Origin of the sequence: Alloyangia pacifica (assembly GCF_900116195.1) — a bacterium.
GTDB classification, from domain to species: domain Bacteria; phylum Pseudomonadota; class Alphaproteobacteria; order Rhodobacterales; family Rhodobacteraceae; genus Salipiger; species Salipiger pacificus.
On the sequence record NZ_FOZW01000023.1, the window covers coordinates 33004 to 48540 of the forward strand.

Annotated in this window: 16 protein-coding genes and 1 riboswitch; of the genes, 13 read left to right on the top strand and 3 right to left on the bottom strand. The window is 67.4% G+C overall.

Annotated features, from left to right (window positions below):
* Positions 1-396: 396 nt before the first annotated feature.
* The 4 genes from BM397_RS27515 to BM397_RS27530 all read left to right on the top strand — a co-directional run bounded on the left by BM397_RS27515 (position 397) and on the right by BM397_RS27530 (position 4433).
* On the top strand, positions 397-1869 hold the full coding sequence (locus BM397_RS27515) for an alkaline phosphatase (protein ID WP_176806967.1): 1473 nt from the start codon (positions 397-399) through the stop codon (positions 1867-1869).
* 71 nt (positions 1870-1940) lie between these two features.
* Positions 1941-2360, top strand: coding sequence for a hypothetical protein (locus BM397_RS27520; RefSeq protein ID WP_092431061.1), 420 nt, complete (start codon positions 1941-1943; stop codon positions 2358-2360).
* 7 nt (positions 2361-2367) lie between these two features.
* Positions 2368-3054: an ABC transporter ATP-binding protein gene (locus BM397_RS27525; RefSeq protein ID WP_092431064.1), complete on the top strand. Its 687-nt coding sequence runs from the start codon at positions 2368-2370 to the stop codon at positions 3052-3054.
* The gene (locus tag BM397_RS27530; RefSeq protein WP_092431067.1) at positions 3045-4433 is read left to right on the top strand and encodes an FtsX-like permease family protein; all 1389 of its coding nucleotides are present in this window, start codon (positions 3045-3047) and stop codon (positions 4431-4433) included. The genes BM397_RS27525 and BM397_RS27530 overlap by 10 nt, the downstream gene beginning before the upstream one ends.
* Positions 4434-4563: 130 nt before the next feature.
* Here the strand turns inward: BM397_RS27530 and BM397_RS27535 are convergent, their stop codons facing one another.
* Entirely contained in the window at positions 4564-5004 is a 441-nt protein-coding gene (locus tag BM397_RS27535) for a cupin domain-containing protein (RefSeq protein ID WP_245696265.1), read from the bottom strand.
* 226 nt (positions 5005-5230) lie between these two features.
* Between BM397_RS27535 and BM397_RS27540 the strand changes: the two genes are divergently transcribed.
* The 6 genes from BM397_RS27540 to BM397_RS27565 all read left to right on the top strand — a co-directional run bounded on the left by BM397_RS27540 (position 5231) and on the right by BM397_RS27565 (position 11415).
* Positions 5231-6151, top strand: a complete 921-nt coding sequence (locus BM397_RS27540; protein WP_092431071.1) for a LysR substrate-binding domain-containing protein — start codon at positions 5231-5233, stop codon at positions 6149-6151.
* A gap of 68 nt (positions 6152-6219) precedes the next feature.
* Positions 6220-6423: riboswitch (cobalamin riboswitch) on the top strand.
* A gap of 113 nt (positions 6424-6536) precedes the next feature.
* Positions 6537-8399, top strand: a complete 1863-nt coding sequence (locus BM397_RS27545) for a TonB-dependent receptor plug domain-containing protein (RefSeq protein WP_092431073.1) — start codon at positions 6537-6539, stop codon at positions 8397-8399.
* The gene (locus BM397_RS27550; RefSeq protein ID WP_092431075.1) at positions 8399-9208 is read left to right on the top strand and encodes an ABC transporter substrate-binding protein; all 810 of its coding nucleotides are present in this window, start codon (positions 8399-8401) and stop codon (positions 9206-9208) included. The genes BM397_RS27545 and BM397_RS27550 overlap by 1 nt, the downstream gene beginning before the upstream one ends.
* Positions 9205-10188, top strand: coding sequence for a FecCD family ABC transporter permease (locus BM397_RS27555; RefSeq protein ID WP_092431077.1), 984 nt, complete (start codon positions 9205-9207; stop codon positions 10186-10188). Before BM397_RS27550 ends, BM397_RS27555 begins: the two co-directional genes overlap by 4 nt.
* Positions 10185-10922: an ABC transporter ATP-binding protein gene (locus BM397_RS27560; protein ID WP_092431079.1), complete on the top strand. Its 738-nt coding sequence runs from the start codon at positions 10185-10187 to the stop codon at positions 10920-10922. The genes BM397_RS27555 and BM397_RS27560 overlap by 4 nt, the downstream gene beginning before the upstream one ends.
* Positions 10923-11010: 88 nt before the next feature.
* Positions 11011-11415, top strand: coding sequence for a GFA family protein (locus tag BM397_RS27565; protein WP_092431081.1), 405 nt, complete (start codon positions 11011-11013; stop codon positions 11413-11415).
* Positions 11416-11462: 47 nt separating this feature from the next.
* On the opposite strand, the gene trpB is transcribed toward BM397_RS27565, so the two are convergent.
* Entirely contained in the window at positions 11463-12683 is a 1221-nt protein-coding gene (trpB, locus tag BM397_RS27570; protein WP_092431082.1) for a tryptophan synthase subunit beta, read from the bottom strand.
* Between the two features lie 368 nt (positions 12684-13051).
* On the opposite strand from trpB, the gene BM397_RS27575 reads away from it, so the two are divergent.
* Positions 13052-14140 carry a hypothetical protein gene (locus BM397_RS27575; protein ID WP_092431084.1) on the top strand — a complete coding sequence of 363 codons (1089 nt, stop codon included), beginning with the start codon at positions 13052-13054 and terminating at the stop codon, positions 14138-14140.
* Positions 14141-14194: 54 nt separating this feature from the next.
* Here BM397_RS27575 and BM397_RS27580 read toward each other — a convergent pair whose 3' ends face one another.
* Positions 14195-14503, bottom strand: a complete 309-nt coding sequence (locus BM397_RS27580; RefSeq protein ID WP_092431100.1) for a hypothetical protein — start codon at positions 14501-14503, stop codon at positions 14195-14197.
* 326 nt (positions 14504-14829) lie between these two features.
* Between BM397_RS27580 and BM397_RS27585 the strand changes: the two genes are divergently transcribed.
* Positions 14830-15063, top strand: a complete 234-nt coding sequence (locus BM397_RS27585; protein WP_092431085.1) for a hypothetical protein — start codon at positions 14830-14832, stop codon at positions 15061-15063.
* Positions 15064-15247: 184 nt separating this feature from the next.
* On the top strand, positions 15248-15537 hold a 290-nt coding region (locus BM397_RS27590; RefSeq protein WP_143187083.1), incomplete at its 3' end, for a transposase.

A 15537-nucleotide genomic window follows, 5' to 3' on the forward strand; every position in this document is an offset into this window, starting at 1 on the left:
ACCTTGCCGAGGTCAAGGGGATTGTCGCGCTGGTGAGACCGACGCCACCGATCAGGGCGCCCCCCCATCGCGAGGGACGGAAACGTGGTCGACGCGCGGCACGATACGGATCCTCAATCGCCCTACAGGCAACGGCCCGGTTCTCTCTCCTGCTGCCCGTATCATTGCTCGCATCTGACCGGGGCACCCCGGAGCTACCGGGCCGCCGCCCTACGCCCCGACATGGCAGCGGCAACGGAGCGCGAACTGTCGTTGTATTGTCATGAAACCATCACGCGGCTGTGACTCCCCTCCTGTCTGAAGCGCCCGACACCCAAAACCCAGCAACGGGCAAAGCCCTCCAGACTTCGGAGCACCCCTGTCGTGAAGACGATCTTCTCCACCACCTCCCTCGCCATGATCCTCGCCGCCGGTGCCGCCAGCGCGCAGGACATCCCGCAGGCAAGCGACGCCTGGTTCACCGCCGGTCAGGACGCCATCCAGGCGATCATCGACCGCGAGATGAACACCGGCCGCGCCAAGAACGTCATCCTGCTGGTCGCGGACGGCAACGGTGTCGGCACCAACTACGCCACCCGTCTCTATGCCGGTCAGCAGGAAGGTCAGTTCGGCGAGGAGCACGTGCTGCCCTACGAGACGCCGGACTTCCACAGCGCGCTGGTGAAGACCTACAACATCAACGCCCAGACCCCGGACTCGGCCCCCACCGCGGGCGCGATGAACACCGGCGTGAAGCAGCGTTTCAACCTGATCAACCTCGGCGGCGACGCGATCCATGACGATTGCTCGACCGTGGCCGGCAACGAGCTGACCACCTTCGCCGAGATCGTCACCGGCATGGACAAGTCGGTGGGCGTCATCTCGACCGCGCGCCTCACCCACGCCACCCCGGCCGGCGTCTACGCCAAGACCGCCAACCGCAACTGGGAAGACGAGGTCCCCGAGGGCTGCACCGCCCAGAAGGACATCGCCAGCCAGCTGATCGACCAGATGGATGCGGGTGTCGTGGACCTCGCGATGGGCGGCGGTCGCCGCTACTTCGCCGGCACCGAGGTGACCCTCGACGAGGGTGGCAAGGGCCACCGGCCGGACGGCGCGAACCTGATCGAGGCCGCCACCGGCATGGGCGCACAATACGCCTGGAACACCGAGACCTTCAACGGGCTGAACCTCGACGGCTCCGCCCCGGTTCTGGCGCTGTTCAACGACAGCCACATGGAATACGAAGCCGACCGCGCCGAGGATGACGAGCCCTCGCTGGCCGAGATGACCAAGGCGGCGATCGAGTACCTCAGCAGCAACGAGAACGGCTACTACCTCGAGATCGAGGCCGGCCGCGTCGACCACGCCAACCACGCCGGCAACGCGCAGCGCACGATGATCGACGGCATGGCCTTCGCCGATGCCGTGGCCATGGCCGACGAGCTGACCGACGACGCCGACACGCTGATCATCGTCACCGCCGACCACGAGCACTCGATCGCCTTCAACGGCTATTGCGGCCGCGGCACCCCCATCGAGGGCCTGTGCTACGACGTCGCCAAGACCGGCGAGAAGCACTCGGACGAGCTGGTGCTGGCCGATGACGGCAAGCCCTACACCGTGGTGGGCTACCTCAACGGTGCCGGCTCGGTGCTGACCAAGGGCGAAGGCGAGAACGACTACTCCGGATCGCGCCCCGAGCTGACCCAGGAAGAGGCCACCGACATCGACTACGTGCAGCAGGCGCTGATCCCCAAGTCGTCGGAAAGCCACTCGGGCGAGGACGTCGCGGTCTACGCCAAGGGCCCCTGGTCGCATCTCTTTGACGGCACCATCGAGCAGAACGTGATCTTCCACGTGATGCACCACGCCGTCACCGCCGAGTGATAGACTGCCAACAGACTTGGCGGGGGCGGCCAGTCCGCCCCCGTCGCCGTTTCCGACCCACAGGTTCCCCCATGCTGACCCGCCGCACCTTCCTCGCTTCCACCCTCGCAACCCCGCTGCTCTCGCGCGCCGCCCGGGCCGACACGCTCAAGGTCCGCGAGCTCTACCAGACCAAGGGGCGCGGCCTGTCGGACCTGGCCGAGCAGAGCGCCGGGCAGCGGCTGGACATCGAGGGTTTCATGGCGCCGCCGCTGAAGGCCGAGAGCCGCTTTTTCGTGCTGACCAAGATGCCCATGGCGGTCTGCCCCTTCTGCGAAACCGAGGCGGAATGGCCCAATGACATCATCGCCGTCTACACCAAGCGCGTGGTCGAGGTGATGCCGTTCAACGTGAAGATCGTCACCTCCGGTGTGCTGGAGCTTGGCGCCTACACCGATCCCGACACCGGCTTTGTCAGCATGATGCGGCTGGTCGATGCGACCTACGGCTGAGCCGCGCATGTCCCTGCCTCTCCACGTCGCGGATCTGCGCCTGCGCAGTCCGCGCGGCCGGCTTCTGCTGGACCTGCCCGCCCTGAGCGCCACGCCCGGCGCGCTGATCGGCATCCGTGGCGCCTCGGGCGCCGGCAAGACCACCCTGCTCTACGCGCTGGCCGGGCTGCTCGACCGCGCCGAGGGATCGGTGCGCTGGGGGGATACCGAACTTCTGTCGCTCGGCTCGGAGGGCCGGGCCCGGTTCCGCGCCCGGAACATCGGCATGATCTTTCAGGATTTCATGCTCTTCGAGGAGCTTGGCGCACTCGACAACGCCTCGCTGACCGCGCTCTTCCGTCCGCGCTCGGAGCGTCCGGCGCTGCGCGCCCGCGCCAGGGCGCGGCTTGAAGCGTTGGGGCTCACCGACGCGGAGCGCCGGGTCACCAGCTTCTCCGGCGGCGAGCGTCAGCGCGTGGCCATCGCCCGCGCGATGGCTGCCGAGGCGCCGGTGCTGCTGGCGGACGAGCCCACAGCCAGCCTCGATCGCGCCAACGCCGACCGGCTGATCGACGATCTCGTGGCGCTGGTTCGCACGCAGGGCACGACGCTCATCGCGGTCAGTCATGACCCCGCGCTGCTAGACCGGATGGACCGGGTGCTGACCATCGAGGGCGGCGCGCTGGCAGCAGACGAGGTCCCCGCATGCGCCTGATCTGGGACACCCTGCCGGCACTGGCGCAGGACATCGCGTTGCTCATCGTGCTGCTGCTGCCGGCGCTCCTGACCGGAGTTCTGGTGCTGCGCGGCTACGCGCCATGGCCGCTGCTGCGCGGCTTTTTCGGGCGCTTCCGCTGGAGCGCCGCGCTTTTCGTGCTGCTCATCGCGATCTCGACCGGCATGGGCATCGGGCTCTTGGCGCAGGAGCGCGGCCTGCGCCGGGGCACTGCGCAGGCGGCGGACAAGTTCGACCTGATCGTCGCCGCTCCCGGCAGCGAGCTGACCGCGCTCTTCGCCTCGGTCTTCCTGCAACCCTCGGACATGGGGCTGGTCTCGGGCGCCGCCTACGCCGAGATTGCCGGGCACGAGCAGGTCTCGATCGCCGCGCCGCTGGCCTTCGGCGACAGCTACGGCGCGGCGCCGGTGGTGGGCACCACGGCGGAGTTCCTGCGCCATCTGTCGGAGGGCCAGATCGAAGGACGGCTCTGGCAGGACCATGCTGAGGCTGTCGTCGGCGCGCTGGTGGCGCTGGAGACCGGCGCGCGCTTCACCCCCGCCCATGGTGTCGGCGACGCCGCCGATCCCGAGGCGCATGGCGGCGGGCACGCGGACGAAGAGGGTGAGGACCACGACGAAGGGGATCACGGCGAGGAGTCACACGACCACGACCACGGCGGCACGATCACCGTGGTCGGCCGCATGGCCCCGACCGGTACCCCCTGGGACCGGGCAATCCTGATCCCGGTCGAATTCGTCTGGGAGGTCCACGGGCTTGCCAACGGCCACGCTCCGGACCGCGAGGCGCAGATCGGGCCGCCGTTCGATCCGGAGTATTTCCCCGGCACCCCCGCCGTGGTGATCCGCGCACAGGAGCTCTGGGCCAACTACGCGCTGCGTTCGGAGTTCACCCGCGATGGCGAGACCATGGCCTTCTTCCCCGGCGCCGTGCTCTCGGGCCTCTATCGGGTTATGGGCGACGTGCGGCAGGCCATGTCGCTGATGGCGCTGGTCACACAGGGGCTGGTGGCCGCCAGCGTGCTCACCGGGCTCTTCATCCTGACCCGGCTGTTCCGCCGGCAAATCGCCCTGTTGCGCGCGCTCGGCGCGCCGCGCCGCTTCGTCTTCGCGACGGTCTGGGCGTTCAGCGCGGTGCTGCTGCTGGCTGGTTCGCTGCTGGGGCTCGGCGTCGGCTGGGGCGCGGCGGAGGTGCTGTCGCGCATCGTCAGCGCCCGCACCGACATTGCGATCTCGGCGCTTCCTGGCTGGACCGAATTGCACCTGCTGGCGGGCTTCGTCACGCTGGCCATGCTGCTGTCGCTGCTGCCCGCCGCGGTGGTGCTGCGCCAGCCGGTGGTTGACGGGCTGCGCAGCTGACCGGGGGAAAGCGTCCGCAAAAGGTGTGCACCGGTCGCAAGAGGTGCCCGGGAGCAGGGCATCGGACCTCGGCGCACACCCCGCGGAGCCGGGACCAGAGAGAGGTCTGGGCGCCGCATCCCGGAAAGGGCTACTCCGCCTTGGCGATGTCACACACGAGGGCGGTCGCGGGTGCATCGCTGCGGTTGTAGACCCAGTGCACCGTATCTTCCTTCTCTGGGAAAGTGCCGAGGACGGCGGCCTCGAAGGTTTGCTCACCCGAAGGCTGCCCCTCGATCCAGGCGCCGTCGATGACCGTGACGATGCCGGGCCTGTCGGCGTGGCCATGCTCGGCGATCTGCCCGCCCGGCGCGATCTCGATCGCTCGCATGCGCAGGGTGTAGCCCGGCAGGCCGACGGTCGCCTCCATGGTCGCGGCTGGCAGTTCCGCCAGCATTTCGACCGTGAGGCCGGCGTGCTCGGACGGGCCCGACATCTGCGCGGCGGCGGCGCCGGCTACGAGGGTGAGAAGGGCCGCGCAGAGCGCCGGGGCGGGGACGGGGGCGGGAGATTGCGGGACTGGTAAAGGCATGGGGAAATTCCCTTTTCAAAAATTTTGAAGGTATGGCGTTCAAGGTAACAGCCACCGGACGCACCGCCGAATGGGTCTTTTTCAGGTGCCGATGAAAGGAATTCATCCAAGCACCAGCCGCTTGGGAACACGCCCGAATTTTGGCACGGGCCCCGGCTGTGTTAGGGTCGAAAAGGTGTCGCGGGACAGCCTTTCGCGGCACTGACGTGAACGGGAGCAGAGCGCCATGGCACGAAAACTTCCTCCCTTCGCGGCGGTCCGGGCATTCGAAGCGGTCGCGCGACATCTCAACGTCAAGGTCGCGGCCGAGGAGCTGTGCCTCAGTCCCTCCGCGCTCAGCCACCAGATCCGCGCGCTCGAGGCGTATTTCGACACCGCCCTGTTCGAGCGCCACGGCAACCGCTTGGCGCTTACCCTCACCGGGCGCGCCTATGCGGGGAAGATGACCCAGCTGCTCGACGCCTTCGACGAGTCGACCCGCGCCGTCCGCGAGGCCGGGCGGCGTCCTTTCCGCGTGCTCTCGACCCCCGGCTTTGCGGCCCGCTGGCTGGTGCCCCGGCTCGACCGGCTGAGTTTCGGCGACAGGCTGCGTCTGCGGGTCTCGGACGGCGCGCCGTCGCTGGATTTCGCCGCCAACGAGTCGGACCTGGTGATCCAATGGGCGGACGAGCCCACGCCGGGTGTGGTCACCGATCCGCTGATGAGTTCCGGGCGCTACCCGGTGATCAGTCCCGAGCTGCGCGAGCGCGAGCAGGTGCGCGAGCCTGCGGACCTTGCGCGGCTGACCCTGATGCACGACGAGACGATGGACGCCTGGGGCAGCTGGTTCGCTTCCGCCGGCCTGCCGGCCCCGGCGTTCCCGCGCGGGCCGACCTTTCCCAACTGCGAACTGGCGACCACCGCCGCCGAGCGCGGACAGGGCGTGGCGCTGGCCTATGACGCCGTGGTGCAGGGCACGTTGCGCGAGGGGCGGCTGGTCCGGCTCTTCGACACCGTGGTGATGCCCTTCGTCATCTATTCGCTCGCCTACCCGGAGGCCCGGGCCGAGGACCCGATGATCCGCGAGTTCTCCGACTGGATCCACGGCGAGGTCGAGGCTGAGGGGTTCGCCCCTGCCCCGCGCAGCGCCGGGCGCGCCGGGCCCTGAGTGAGGCGCGCGGCACCCCGGCACGCTGACTGACCGTTTCTGATTGTTGCGCGGCGCGCGGCGAGCGGCTATGCCGTCTCTGCTTCGGTTCCGGGCGGCCTGCCGCCCGGTGAATAGGGAATGCGGTGCGGGCCCCGGCCCAACTCCGCGACTGCCCCCGCAACTGTAGGCGGAGAGCGACGCCGGACCCAAGTCACTGCCTTTCGGGGCGGGAAGACCCGGCCAAGCATGGACCCGCGAGTCAGGAGACCTGCCGAAGCCGATCACCCAGTCCCGGCGCGGGGAGCGCCGCGGGCGACGGACCTTCCGTAGAGGTGGCATCACGCTAACCGTCTGCGGCAGGGAGAGTCCCTTCCGGCGACATGAAAAGAACGGAAAAGGGACAATGAAGCCATCGCAGCGCGCAGCGCTCTTCACAGCCACCGCCCTCACCACGCTCGGCCTGTCCGGCACCGCCTTCGCGCAGGACGCCGTCGATCTCGGCACGCTCACCCTCAGCGCCAACCGCGGCGAGAGCACCGAGCTCGCGCGCAGCGGCGTGACAGTTGAGGTGGTCACCAAGGATGACCTCGAGCAGAGCGGCGAGACGCTGCTGGCCGACTACCTTGCACGTCTGCCGGGCGTGAGCCTGACGAGCAATGGCGGCATCGGCGGGACCTCCTCGGTCTTCATCCGTGGTCTGCCGGGCAAATACGTGGGTGTCTATGTCGACGGGATCGACGTGACCGACACCTCGGGGCCGCAGATCCAGTATGACTTCGGCATGCTGACCACTGCCGACGTCAGTCGCATCGAGGTCCTGAAAGGCTCGCAATCGGCGCTCTACGGCTCCGAGGCGATTGGCGGCGTGATCAACATCACCACCAACCGCGCGACCGAGGAAGGGCTGAACCAGAGCGTGGCCGCCGAGTTCGGCAGCTACAATACCGCCAAGCTGAGCTACAACCTCAGCTACCTCGGCGAGCGCGGCAGCTTCGCCTCAACCCTGAGCCGCATCACCACCGACGGCTACTCGGCGGCGGACGAAGACGACGGCAACACGGAAGAGGACGGCCACGAGGCGACCCGCCTGAGCCTCTCGGGCGACTACGCTCTGACCGACGACGTGACGGTGGGCGGCGCGGCCTTCTGGCAGAAGCGGGACAGCGACTACGACGAGCTCGGCCCCATGGACGGCACCCCCGACGAACTGTCGGAAAGCGAGGAATACGGTCTGCGCGCCTTTGCGCGGCTCGAGACCGGCGCGGTGAGCCACGAGGTCTCGGCGCAATATTACGACATCGACCGCAAGCTCTCGGGCACCTACGTCGACACCTACTACTCGCCCGGCAGCATCATCCCCTTCGAATACCCCTACGAAGGGCACCGCTGGGGCCTCGCCTACGAAGGTCAGACCGAGCTTTCGGCAGCCACGCTCACCTTCGGCGCCGACGCGACCCGCGAGTATTTCGACAATGGCAGCGACGACGGCGAGCAGGACACCCTGGGCCTGTGGGCACAGGCCGACTGGCACCTGTCCGACCAGATCGAACTGGTCACCGTGCTGCGCCACGATGACCATTCCGACTACGGCGGGAAGACGACGGGCCGCGTCTCGCTGGCTTATCTTCCGAATCCAGACCTGACGCTGCGGGCCAGCGTCGGCACCGGCTTCCGCGCGCCCTCGCTCTACGAACGCTACGACGGCTGGTCGGGCAACGAAGAGCTGACACCCGAGACCTCCGTCAGCTACGAGCTTGGCGCCGAGCAGCGCTTTGGCTCCGGCTATGTCGCGGCGACGCTGTTCCGGACCGAGATCACCGACCTGATCACGGCCCCCGCACCGGCCTATGTCTACGTCCAGAGCGAGGGCACGAGCTGGACGCAGGGGCTCGAGCTGAAGGCGGGCGTGGAGGTGACCGACCGGATCAACCTTGGCGCGGCCTACACCTGGACGGACAGCGAGGATGCCGAGACCGGCGCGCCCATCGCGGGCGTCCCGCTGCGCGGCACCGCGCTGACGCTCGACTCCAGAATCTCCGACGCGTTCCGCGGCGCGTTCACGGTCCGGCACATCTCGGGCCTGCATGATGCCAGCTACGCGATGGACGACTACACCGTGGCCGACATGAACCTGCGCTATGCCCTCTCGGATCAGGCTGAACTCTACCTGCGGGTCGAGAACCTCTTCGACGAGGACTACCAGGTGGTGACCGGCTACGGCACCTCGGACCGGGCCGCCTATTTCGGCGTCCGGGCGCGCTTCTGATGCTGCGGCGCGCGCTGATCTGCCTCCTGCTCGCGGCGGCTCCGGCCGCCGCGCAGGAGGCCCCGGCGCGCGTCGTGTCGATGAACCTTTGCACCGACCAGCTGGCGATGCTGCTCGCGGCGCCGGGCCAGCTGGTCTCGGTCTCGAAGCTGGCACGCGATCCGATGAGTTCGGCCATGGCGGAAGAGGCGAAGGGCTATCCGGTCAACCACGGACAGGCCGAGGAGGTCTGGCTGCTGCGGCCCGATCTCGTGGTGGTCGGCAGCTACACGGCGCAGGCGGCGGCGCAGATGCTCGAGCGGCTCGGCACACGCGTGCTGCGGGTCGCGCCCGCCGCTTCGCTGGCCGACGTGCCCGCCCGGCTTCGGACGCTGGGCGAGGCGATGGGCCGGCAAAAGCGGGCCGAGGCGCTGATCGCCGAGTTCGAGACACGCCTTGCCGCCCTGCGCGCAGAGATGGACCGCCGCCCCTCCGCCGCGCTCTACTATGCCAATGGCTACACCACCGGCGACCAGACGCTGGCAGGGGAAATCCTGCTCGCCGCCGGGTTTCACAACATCGCCGGCGCGCGCGGCGGCGGGCAGCTGCCGCTCGAGGCACTGGCCATGGCTGAGCCCGAGGCGCTGATCACCGCGCGCCCCTACCCCGGCGCTTCGCGCTCGGAGGAGATCCTGATGCATCCCGTCGTCCGCCAGCTGCGCGCCGCGCGGGCGGCCACCGCCAATACTGGCAGCGACTGGATCTGCGGCACGCCGCACGTGCTGGGCGCCATCGAAGACCTCTCGCGCTTCCGTCAGGAGATCGAATGACCCGCGCCCTCGCGTTCCTTCTGCCGCTGGTGCTGGCGCTCGCGGCGGTTTCGCTGTCGATCGGCCCGGCGGATGTCAGCCTGCCCGAGAGCCTGCCCGCGCTGATCTTCGGCGGCGACGGCCCATTGCCAATGGTGATGCGCGAGATTCGCCTGCCCCGCGTGCTGCTGGCGCTGATGATCGGCGGCACGCTGGGGCTGGCAGGGGCTGCCATGCAGGGCTACCTGCGCAATCCTCTGGCCGAGCCCGGCCTGCTGGGCGTTTCGGCCAGCGCCGCGCTTGGGGCCGTTCTGGCGATCCAGAGCGGGCTGTCGGTGGCCTTTGCGCTGGCGCTGCCACTGAGCGCGCTTGCCGGGGCGGTGATCGCCGTGCTGATCCTCATCATGCTCGCAGGGCCGCGCGCCGAGACACTGACGCTGATCCTTGCCGGGGTCGCGCTGTCGGCGGTCGCGGGTGCGCTGACGCAGCTGGTGCTGAACCTCTCGCCCAACCCTTTCGCCGCCAGCGAGATCGTCTTCTGGATGATGGGATCGCTCGCCGACCGCTCGATGCTGCATGTCTGGCTGGCGCTGCCCTTCATGGCCGTGGGCGTGCTGCTGCTGGCGGGCGTCGGACGCGGGCTGGACGCGCTGACGCTGGGCGAGGATGCGGCGGCCTCGATGGGTATCGATCTCGGGTTGCTGCGGCTCCGGGTGGTGCTGGGCACCGCCTGCGTCGTCGGCGCGGGCACGGCGGTGGCGGGGGCAATCGGCTTCGTCGGCCTGGTGGTGCCGCACCTGCTGCGCGGCGCGGTGGGCGGACGTCCCGGCCCGCTGCTCTGGGTCTCGGCGGCAGGCGGCGCGGCGATGCTGCTGGCGGCGGACATCGCCGTGCGCGTGGTCGCCCCGGACCGCGACCTCAAGCTCGGGGTGCTGACCGCACTCGTTGGCGCGCCGTTCTTCCTGCGCCTTGTCTGGCGCAGCCGGGGGGAGCGGGCATGAGCTTCCTGTCACTTCAGAAACTCTCGGTAACCCTACGTGGCCGCGAGGTCTTCTCCGACATCACGCTGGAAATCGGAGCGCACGAGGTGGTCGGCCTCATCGGTCCCAACGGCGCGGGCAAGACCAGCCTGATGCGCGCTGCGCTGGGTCTGATCCCCTCGCGCGGCGAAAGCTCCCTGGCCGGGCTGACACCGCAGCAGCGGGCGAAGGCCGTCGCCTGGATGCCGCAGGCGCGCGAGATCGCCTGGCCGGTAAAGGTCGAGGACCTCGTGGCGCTTGGCCGCCTTCCGCATGGCGATCACGCGCAAGGACCGGTCGAGGCGGCGATCGCCAAGATGGGGCTGGAGGGGTTGCGCAAGCGGCGCTCCACCAACCTCTCGGGCGGCGAGCAGGCGCGTGCGCTGCTGGCCCGCGCGCTGGCGCAGGAGACGCCGCTGCTGATGGCCGACGAGCCCACGGCGGGGCTCGACCCGGCGCATCAGATCGCCACGATGGAAGTCTTCGGTGCGCTCGCCGCCGAGGGCCACGGTGTGCTGCTCTCGCTGCATGACATCGGCCTCGCGGCGCGGCACTGCACGCGGCTGGTGCTGCTGGCCGAGGGGCGGCTGCTGGCGGATGGCCCGCCGGAAGAGGTGCTGTCCGATGAGCTACTGGCGCGGGGCTTCGGGATCACCGCCTATCATGCGCAGACCCCGGACGGGCCGGTGTTCCAGCCGATGCACCGGGCGCGGTGAGCTGACGATGGAGGAAGGCCCTGCGGGCCTTGTTCCGCGCGGGCTTGGCGATACCTTCCGGGCAATGGCTCGAAGAAGGAACAGCGCGATGGAAACCTACGACGGCGGATGTCTTTGCGGGGCGGTCCGCATCCGGGCGCAGGGGCAGCCCTACCGCACCGGCCTCTGCCATTGCCTTGACTGCCGCAAGCACCACGGCGCGCTGTTCTACGCCGCCGCGATCTTCCCGGAGGCAGCGGTCATCGTCACCGGCGAGACACAAAGCTACAGGGGCCGACATTTCTGCCCGCTCTGCGGCTCGTCGGTCTTTGCGGTCGACGGAGACGAGGTGGAGCTGCATCTCGGCACGCTCGACGCGCCGGGACAGCTGGTTCCGAGCTACGAGAACTGGACCGTGCGGCGCGAACCCTGGCTGCCGGAGTTCCCGCTCGCCCACCACTACCCGGGCAACCGCGAGGGCACCGGGCGCTCCGAGGACGATGGCCAGAAATAGAAAACCCGGGCGATACTTCGCCCGGGCCTTTCAATGGCTTGCAGCCCTCAGCTGATGTCGACGCCGAGGTGCTTGGCGACGGCGAAGATGTCCTTGTCGCCGCGGCCGCACATGTTCATGACGATGATGTGGTCCTTGGGCAGATCGGGCGCGATCTTCATCACGTGGGCCAGCGCATGCGACGGCTCCAGAGCCGGGATGATGCCCTCGGTCGAGCACGACAGCTGGAACGCCTCGAGCGCCTCCTTGTCGGTGATCGCCACGTATTCCGCGCGACCCGTGTCATGCAGCCAGGCGTGTTCCGGCCCGATGCCCGGGTAGTCGAGGCCCGCGGAAATCGAGAAGCCCTCGAGGATCTGCCCGTCGTCATCTTGCAGCAGGTAGGTGCGGTTGCCGTGCAGCACGCCGGGGCGGCCGCCGGTGAGCGAGGCGCAATGCTCCATCTTCTCGTTGACGCCCTTGCCGCCGGCCTCGACGCCGATGATACGCACGTCCTTGTCGTCGAGGAACGGGTAGAACAGGCCCATGGCGTTCGAGCCACCGCCGATGGCGGCGATGATCGTGTCGGGCAGACGGCCCTCCTGCTCAAGGATCTGCTCCTTGGTCTCCTTGCCGATGATCGACTGGAAATCGCGGACCATGGCCGGGTACGGGTGCGGACCCGCCACGGTGCCGATGCAGTAGAAGGTGTCGCGCACGTTGGTCACCCAGTCGCGCAGCGCGTCGTTCATCGCATCCTTCAGCGTGCCGCGGCCGGAGGTGACGGGCACCACCTCGGCGCCCAGAAGGCGCATGCGGAAGACGTTGGGCTGCTGGCGCTCGACGTCATGCGCACCCATGTAGACGACGCATTTCAGGCCGAACTTGGCGCAGACCGTCGCGGTCGCCACGCCGTGCTGACCGGCACCGGTCTCGGCGATGATGCGGGTCTTGCCCATGCGCTTGGCGAGGATGATCTGGCCCAGCACGTTGTTGATCTTGTGCGCACCGGTATGATTCAGCTCGTCGCGCTTGAAATAGACCTTGGCGCCGCCGAGGTGGTCGGACAGGCGCTCGGCGTAGTAGAGCGGCGAGGGACGGCCGACGTAGTGCTTCCACAGCCAGTCCATCTCGTCCCAGAAGCTCTGGTCGGTCTTGGCGCGCTCGTACTGTTCCTCAAGCTCGAGGATCAGCGGCATCAGGGTCTCGGACACGAAGCGCCCGCCATAGATGCCGAAGCGGCCCTTCTCGTCGGGGCCTGTCATGAAGGAATTGACCAGATCGTCCATCGCGCCTCTCCCGCAGAATTTTCCCCTCTCTAAAGCAAGCGCGCGGCCAATGACCAGAGGTCACGCGCCCGCTGCGAGGAAATGGGGCGGGATTTCTCGCGCGGGTGGCGTTCCGGGCCCGTCATTCGCCTGTCCCAGCGGTGCCCCGCGCGGCAACCGGCCGGGAAATCGGACGATCGGGCAGCATATCCCTCGCCGGTCGCGGATCATGGCACTTCATGGCGATGAGGTGCTTGCCAAGACAACTTTCGCTTTTTACCTTCTGCTTGGCGCCGGCTTTTTCGCCGACCTACGCGCTTCATTGAATTTTACCGAAGTCTTTTGCGCGCACGCCCCCCTGCGCCGTGATAACGATTGGACCCATTTGGATGCGCCTGAAGATTTACACCGACCCGGCTTTTGCCTCTCCCGTGAACCCGATGAACTGCGCGATGCTGATCCCCTTCCTCGGCAACGAGGAGACCACCTTCTGGTCCGCGGGCACCAACGTCTTCGACAAGTACAAAAAGAACGGCGCCGGTTATTTCCAGATGACCGAGACGATGGAGGAGGCAGAATATGTCGTCCTGCCCAGTACTTGGCACAGGTATCTCTCCGACGGCACCACCGAGGTCGCGCTGCGCTTTGCCCAGAAGGCCGCCGAGGCGGGCAAGCAGATCATCGTCTTTCACGAGCGCGACCACGATTTCAAGTTCCCGGCCAGGAACGCACTGCTTTTCACGCCGACGATCGAGAAGGATCGGCAGCCGAACGAATACGCCCTGCCCGCCTGGATGCCCGACCACACCAACGGCCCGGCGCCGCTGCGCGAGAAGCAGGAGCGCCCCTCGATCGGCTTCTGCGGGTTGGTGTTGAAACCGCGGCTCAAATCGCGCCTCGTTCAATTCGCGCGCACCTCGCTGCCGCATCTCTCCAAGCGGCACATGTCGGGCTATTCCGCCTCTCTGAAGGAGAACTTCCAGTACAAGTTCCTTCGCGCCAAGTCCGTGCAGACCCTGCTCGACCACCCCGGTGTCGATACCAATTTCGTGCTGCGCGGCGACTTTTTTGCCGGGGCCGACAGGAAAGCCAGCTCGGACGAGCAGACGGTGGCCCGCAAGAGCGCGCTGGGCGAGTTCCTCGGCAATCTCGCGGACAGCGACTACAGCCTCTGCGTGCGCGGCATCGGCAATTACTCTCTGCGCTTCTACGAGATCATGGCGGCTGGCAGACCGATGCTGTTTTTCGACACCATCTGCATCCTGCCCTACGATTTCCTGCTCGACTGGCCGAAGGAACTGGTCTGGGTGCCGCTGGACGAGCATCACCGTGCAGGGCAGATCCTCGTCGACCACCATGCCGCGCTGAGCCCGGAACAATTCGTCGACCAGCAGCGAAGAATGCGCGAGATCTGGGAAGAATGGCTGTCTCCGGACGGGTACTTCCGCAATTTCTACCGCCACTTCCGGCCGCAGTGATGCCTCCGGCAACGCCGCGGCTCCTGCGCCGCCACAATCTGCCAGCTGCGGCGATCAGACGTGCACAAGATCGTAGACGTAGGATTTCGCACCCTTCCGGCTGACCCAGACACCTTCGGGCGGCACCTCGCTTGATTGCCCCGTCAGCTGGTCCCATGGCCGGCCGAAGACCTCTTCCCCGTCCCGGTCGCCGGCGATCCAGCCGAGCTTCGCGTGCCAGACGATCCAGAAGTCACCGTCGCTCCGCTTGTAGCCGATGCGCCCGCTCGCATCGGTGCGGCGTTCGAAGCGGTAGACGAGGCCGTCGATCTGCCTGCGCAGCTCGAAGCCCCGGCACTCTGATGATCCAGCGGTCTCACTCATGATGCGGTCAGAATGACCGGGAGCGACTTCTTCTTCCAGCAGGAAGATCGCGCCCCCGGACGGCATATGCCCTACCCGCCTTCCTGAGCCAGCCTCTTTGAAGTGGTCCCCCCACGATGCGCGGCTTCGGTGAACAGGAGGACTATGGAATGGCAGGAAAGCGAGTGGAGCCGGAAGACATCGTCACCTAACTACGGTCCAGCGTTGGTGACCAGAACATGCGCGTTACGGCCCTCCAGAGACTACGGTGGGAATGACGGATGCTTGGCACGGGGGCGCGGCGAACCTACCTGAAGCGAGTATGATCGTACGAAAAGGAAAGCACCATGCTGCAAGAAAAGCGCAAGGATCTGGACTCCGAGAAACGTAAGAAGCTGCTCGAGGGCCTGTTGCAGGATATGGCACGCGACAATCCCGACCTCTATTACCAGTCCACCAGCGAAATCGCTCAGATGTTGAAGGCACGCATCGACCGCGGCACCGCGCTCCATCCCGAGCAGCGCGAACTGCTCTCCGGCCTTGGCCCGCATGACATCAAGCTGCTGCTCAGCCTGCACTGACGGTGCGCACCGTCTGATCTGCTATGTGATCTTCACTCGGTCGTGGGCCGTGCGCGTCGCTCCGAACGGCTCGGCACCATGATTTCGCAACGGTCGCTCACTGCGCTCAGGTGTCGTTCTAGGCTCAGGACCCATTGATTGTGCCAGAGGGGCATGATTCACCGTGCGAAAACAGAGCGGTGATATGTCTGATCTCTTCTGGCTGAGCGATGCGCAGATGGCGCGTCTGGAGCCCTATTTCCCGAAGTCCCACGGCAAACCGCGCGTTGATGATCGGCGCGTTCTCAGCGGGATTATCTTCATCAATCGCAATGGGTTGCGCTGGAGAGACGCGCCAAGGGAATACGGCCCCCACAAGACGCTCTACAACCGCTGGAAGCGTTGGAGCGACAAGGGCATCTTCGCGAGGATGATGGCGGGACTGGCTGCCGGGCACGGCGAGAAAAAGACCGTGATGATTGACGCAACCTACCT

Excerpts from the sequence above, each read along its gene's own strand:
- BM397_RS27525 (WP_092431064.1), top strand. The coding sequence starts at position 2,368 with ATGTCCCTGCCTCTCCACGTCGCGGATCTGCGCCTGCGCAGTCCGCGC.
- BM397_RS27540 (WP_092431071.1), top strand. The coding sequence starts at position 5,231 with ATGGCACGAAAACTTCCTCCCTTCGCGGCGGTCCGGGCATTCGAAGCG.
- BM397_RS27545 (WP_092431073.1), top strand. The coding sequence starts at position 6,537 with ATGAAGCCATCGCAGCGCGCAGCGCTCTTCACAGCCACCGCCCTCACC.
- BM397_RS27585 (WP_092431085.1), top strand. The coding sequence starts at position 14,830 with ATGCTGCAAGAAAAGCGCAAGGATCTGGACTCCGAGAAACGTAAGAAG.
- BM397_RS27580 (WP_092431100.1), bottom strand. The coding sequence starts at position 14,503 with ATGAGTGAGACCGCTGGATCATCAGAGTGCCGGGGCTTCGAGCTGCGC.
- BM397_RS27520 (WP_092431061.1), top strand. The coding sequence starts at position 1,941 with ATGCTGACCCGCCGCACCTTCCTCGCTTCCACCCTCGCAACCCCGCTG.
- BM397_RS27530 (WP_092431067.1), top strand. The coding sequence starts at position 3,045 with ATGCGCCTGATCTGGGACACCCTGCCGGCACTGGCGCAGGACATCGCG.
- BM397_RS27550 (WP_092431075.1), top strand. The coding sequence starts at position 8,399 with ATGCTGCGGCGCGCGCTGATCTGCCTCCTGCTCGCGGCGGCTCCGGCC.
- BM397_RS27565 (WP_092431081.1), top strand. The coding sequence starts at position 11,011 with ATGGAAACCTACGACGGCGGATGTCTTTGCGGGGCGGTCCGCATCCGG.
- BM397_RS27515 (WP_176806967.1), top strand. The coding sequence starts at position 397 with ATGATCCTCGCCGCCGGTGCCGCCAGCGCGCAGGACATCCCGCAGGCA.
- BM397_RS27555 (WP_092431077.1), top strand. The coding sequence starts at position 9,205 with ATGACCCGCGCCCTCGCGTTCCTTCTGCCGCTGGTGCTGGCGCTCGCG.
- trpB (WP_092431082.1), bottom strand. The coding sequence starts at position 12,683 with ATGGACGATCTGGTCAATTCCTTCATGACAGGCCCCGACGAGAAGGGC.
- BM397_RS27575 (WP_092431084.1), top strand. The coding sequence starts at position 13,052 with ATGCGCCTGAAGATTTACACCGACCCGGCTTTTGCCTCTCCCGTGAAC.
- BM397_RS27560 (WP_092431079.1), top strand. The coding sequence starts at position 10,185 with ATGAGCTTCCTGTCACTTCAGAAACTCTCGGTAACCCTACGTGGCCGC.
- BM397_RS27535 (WP_245696265.1), bottom strand. The coding sequence starts at position 5,004 with ATGCCTTTACCAGTCCCGCAATCTCCCGCCCCCGTCCCCGCCCCGGCG.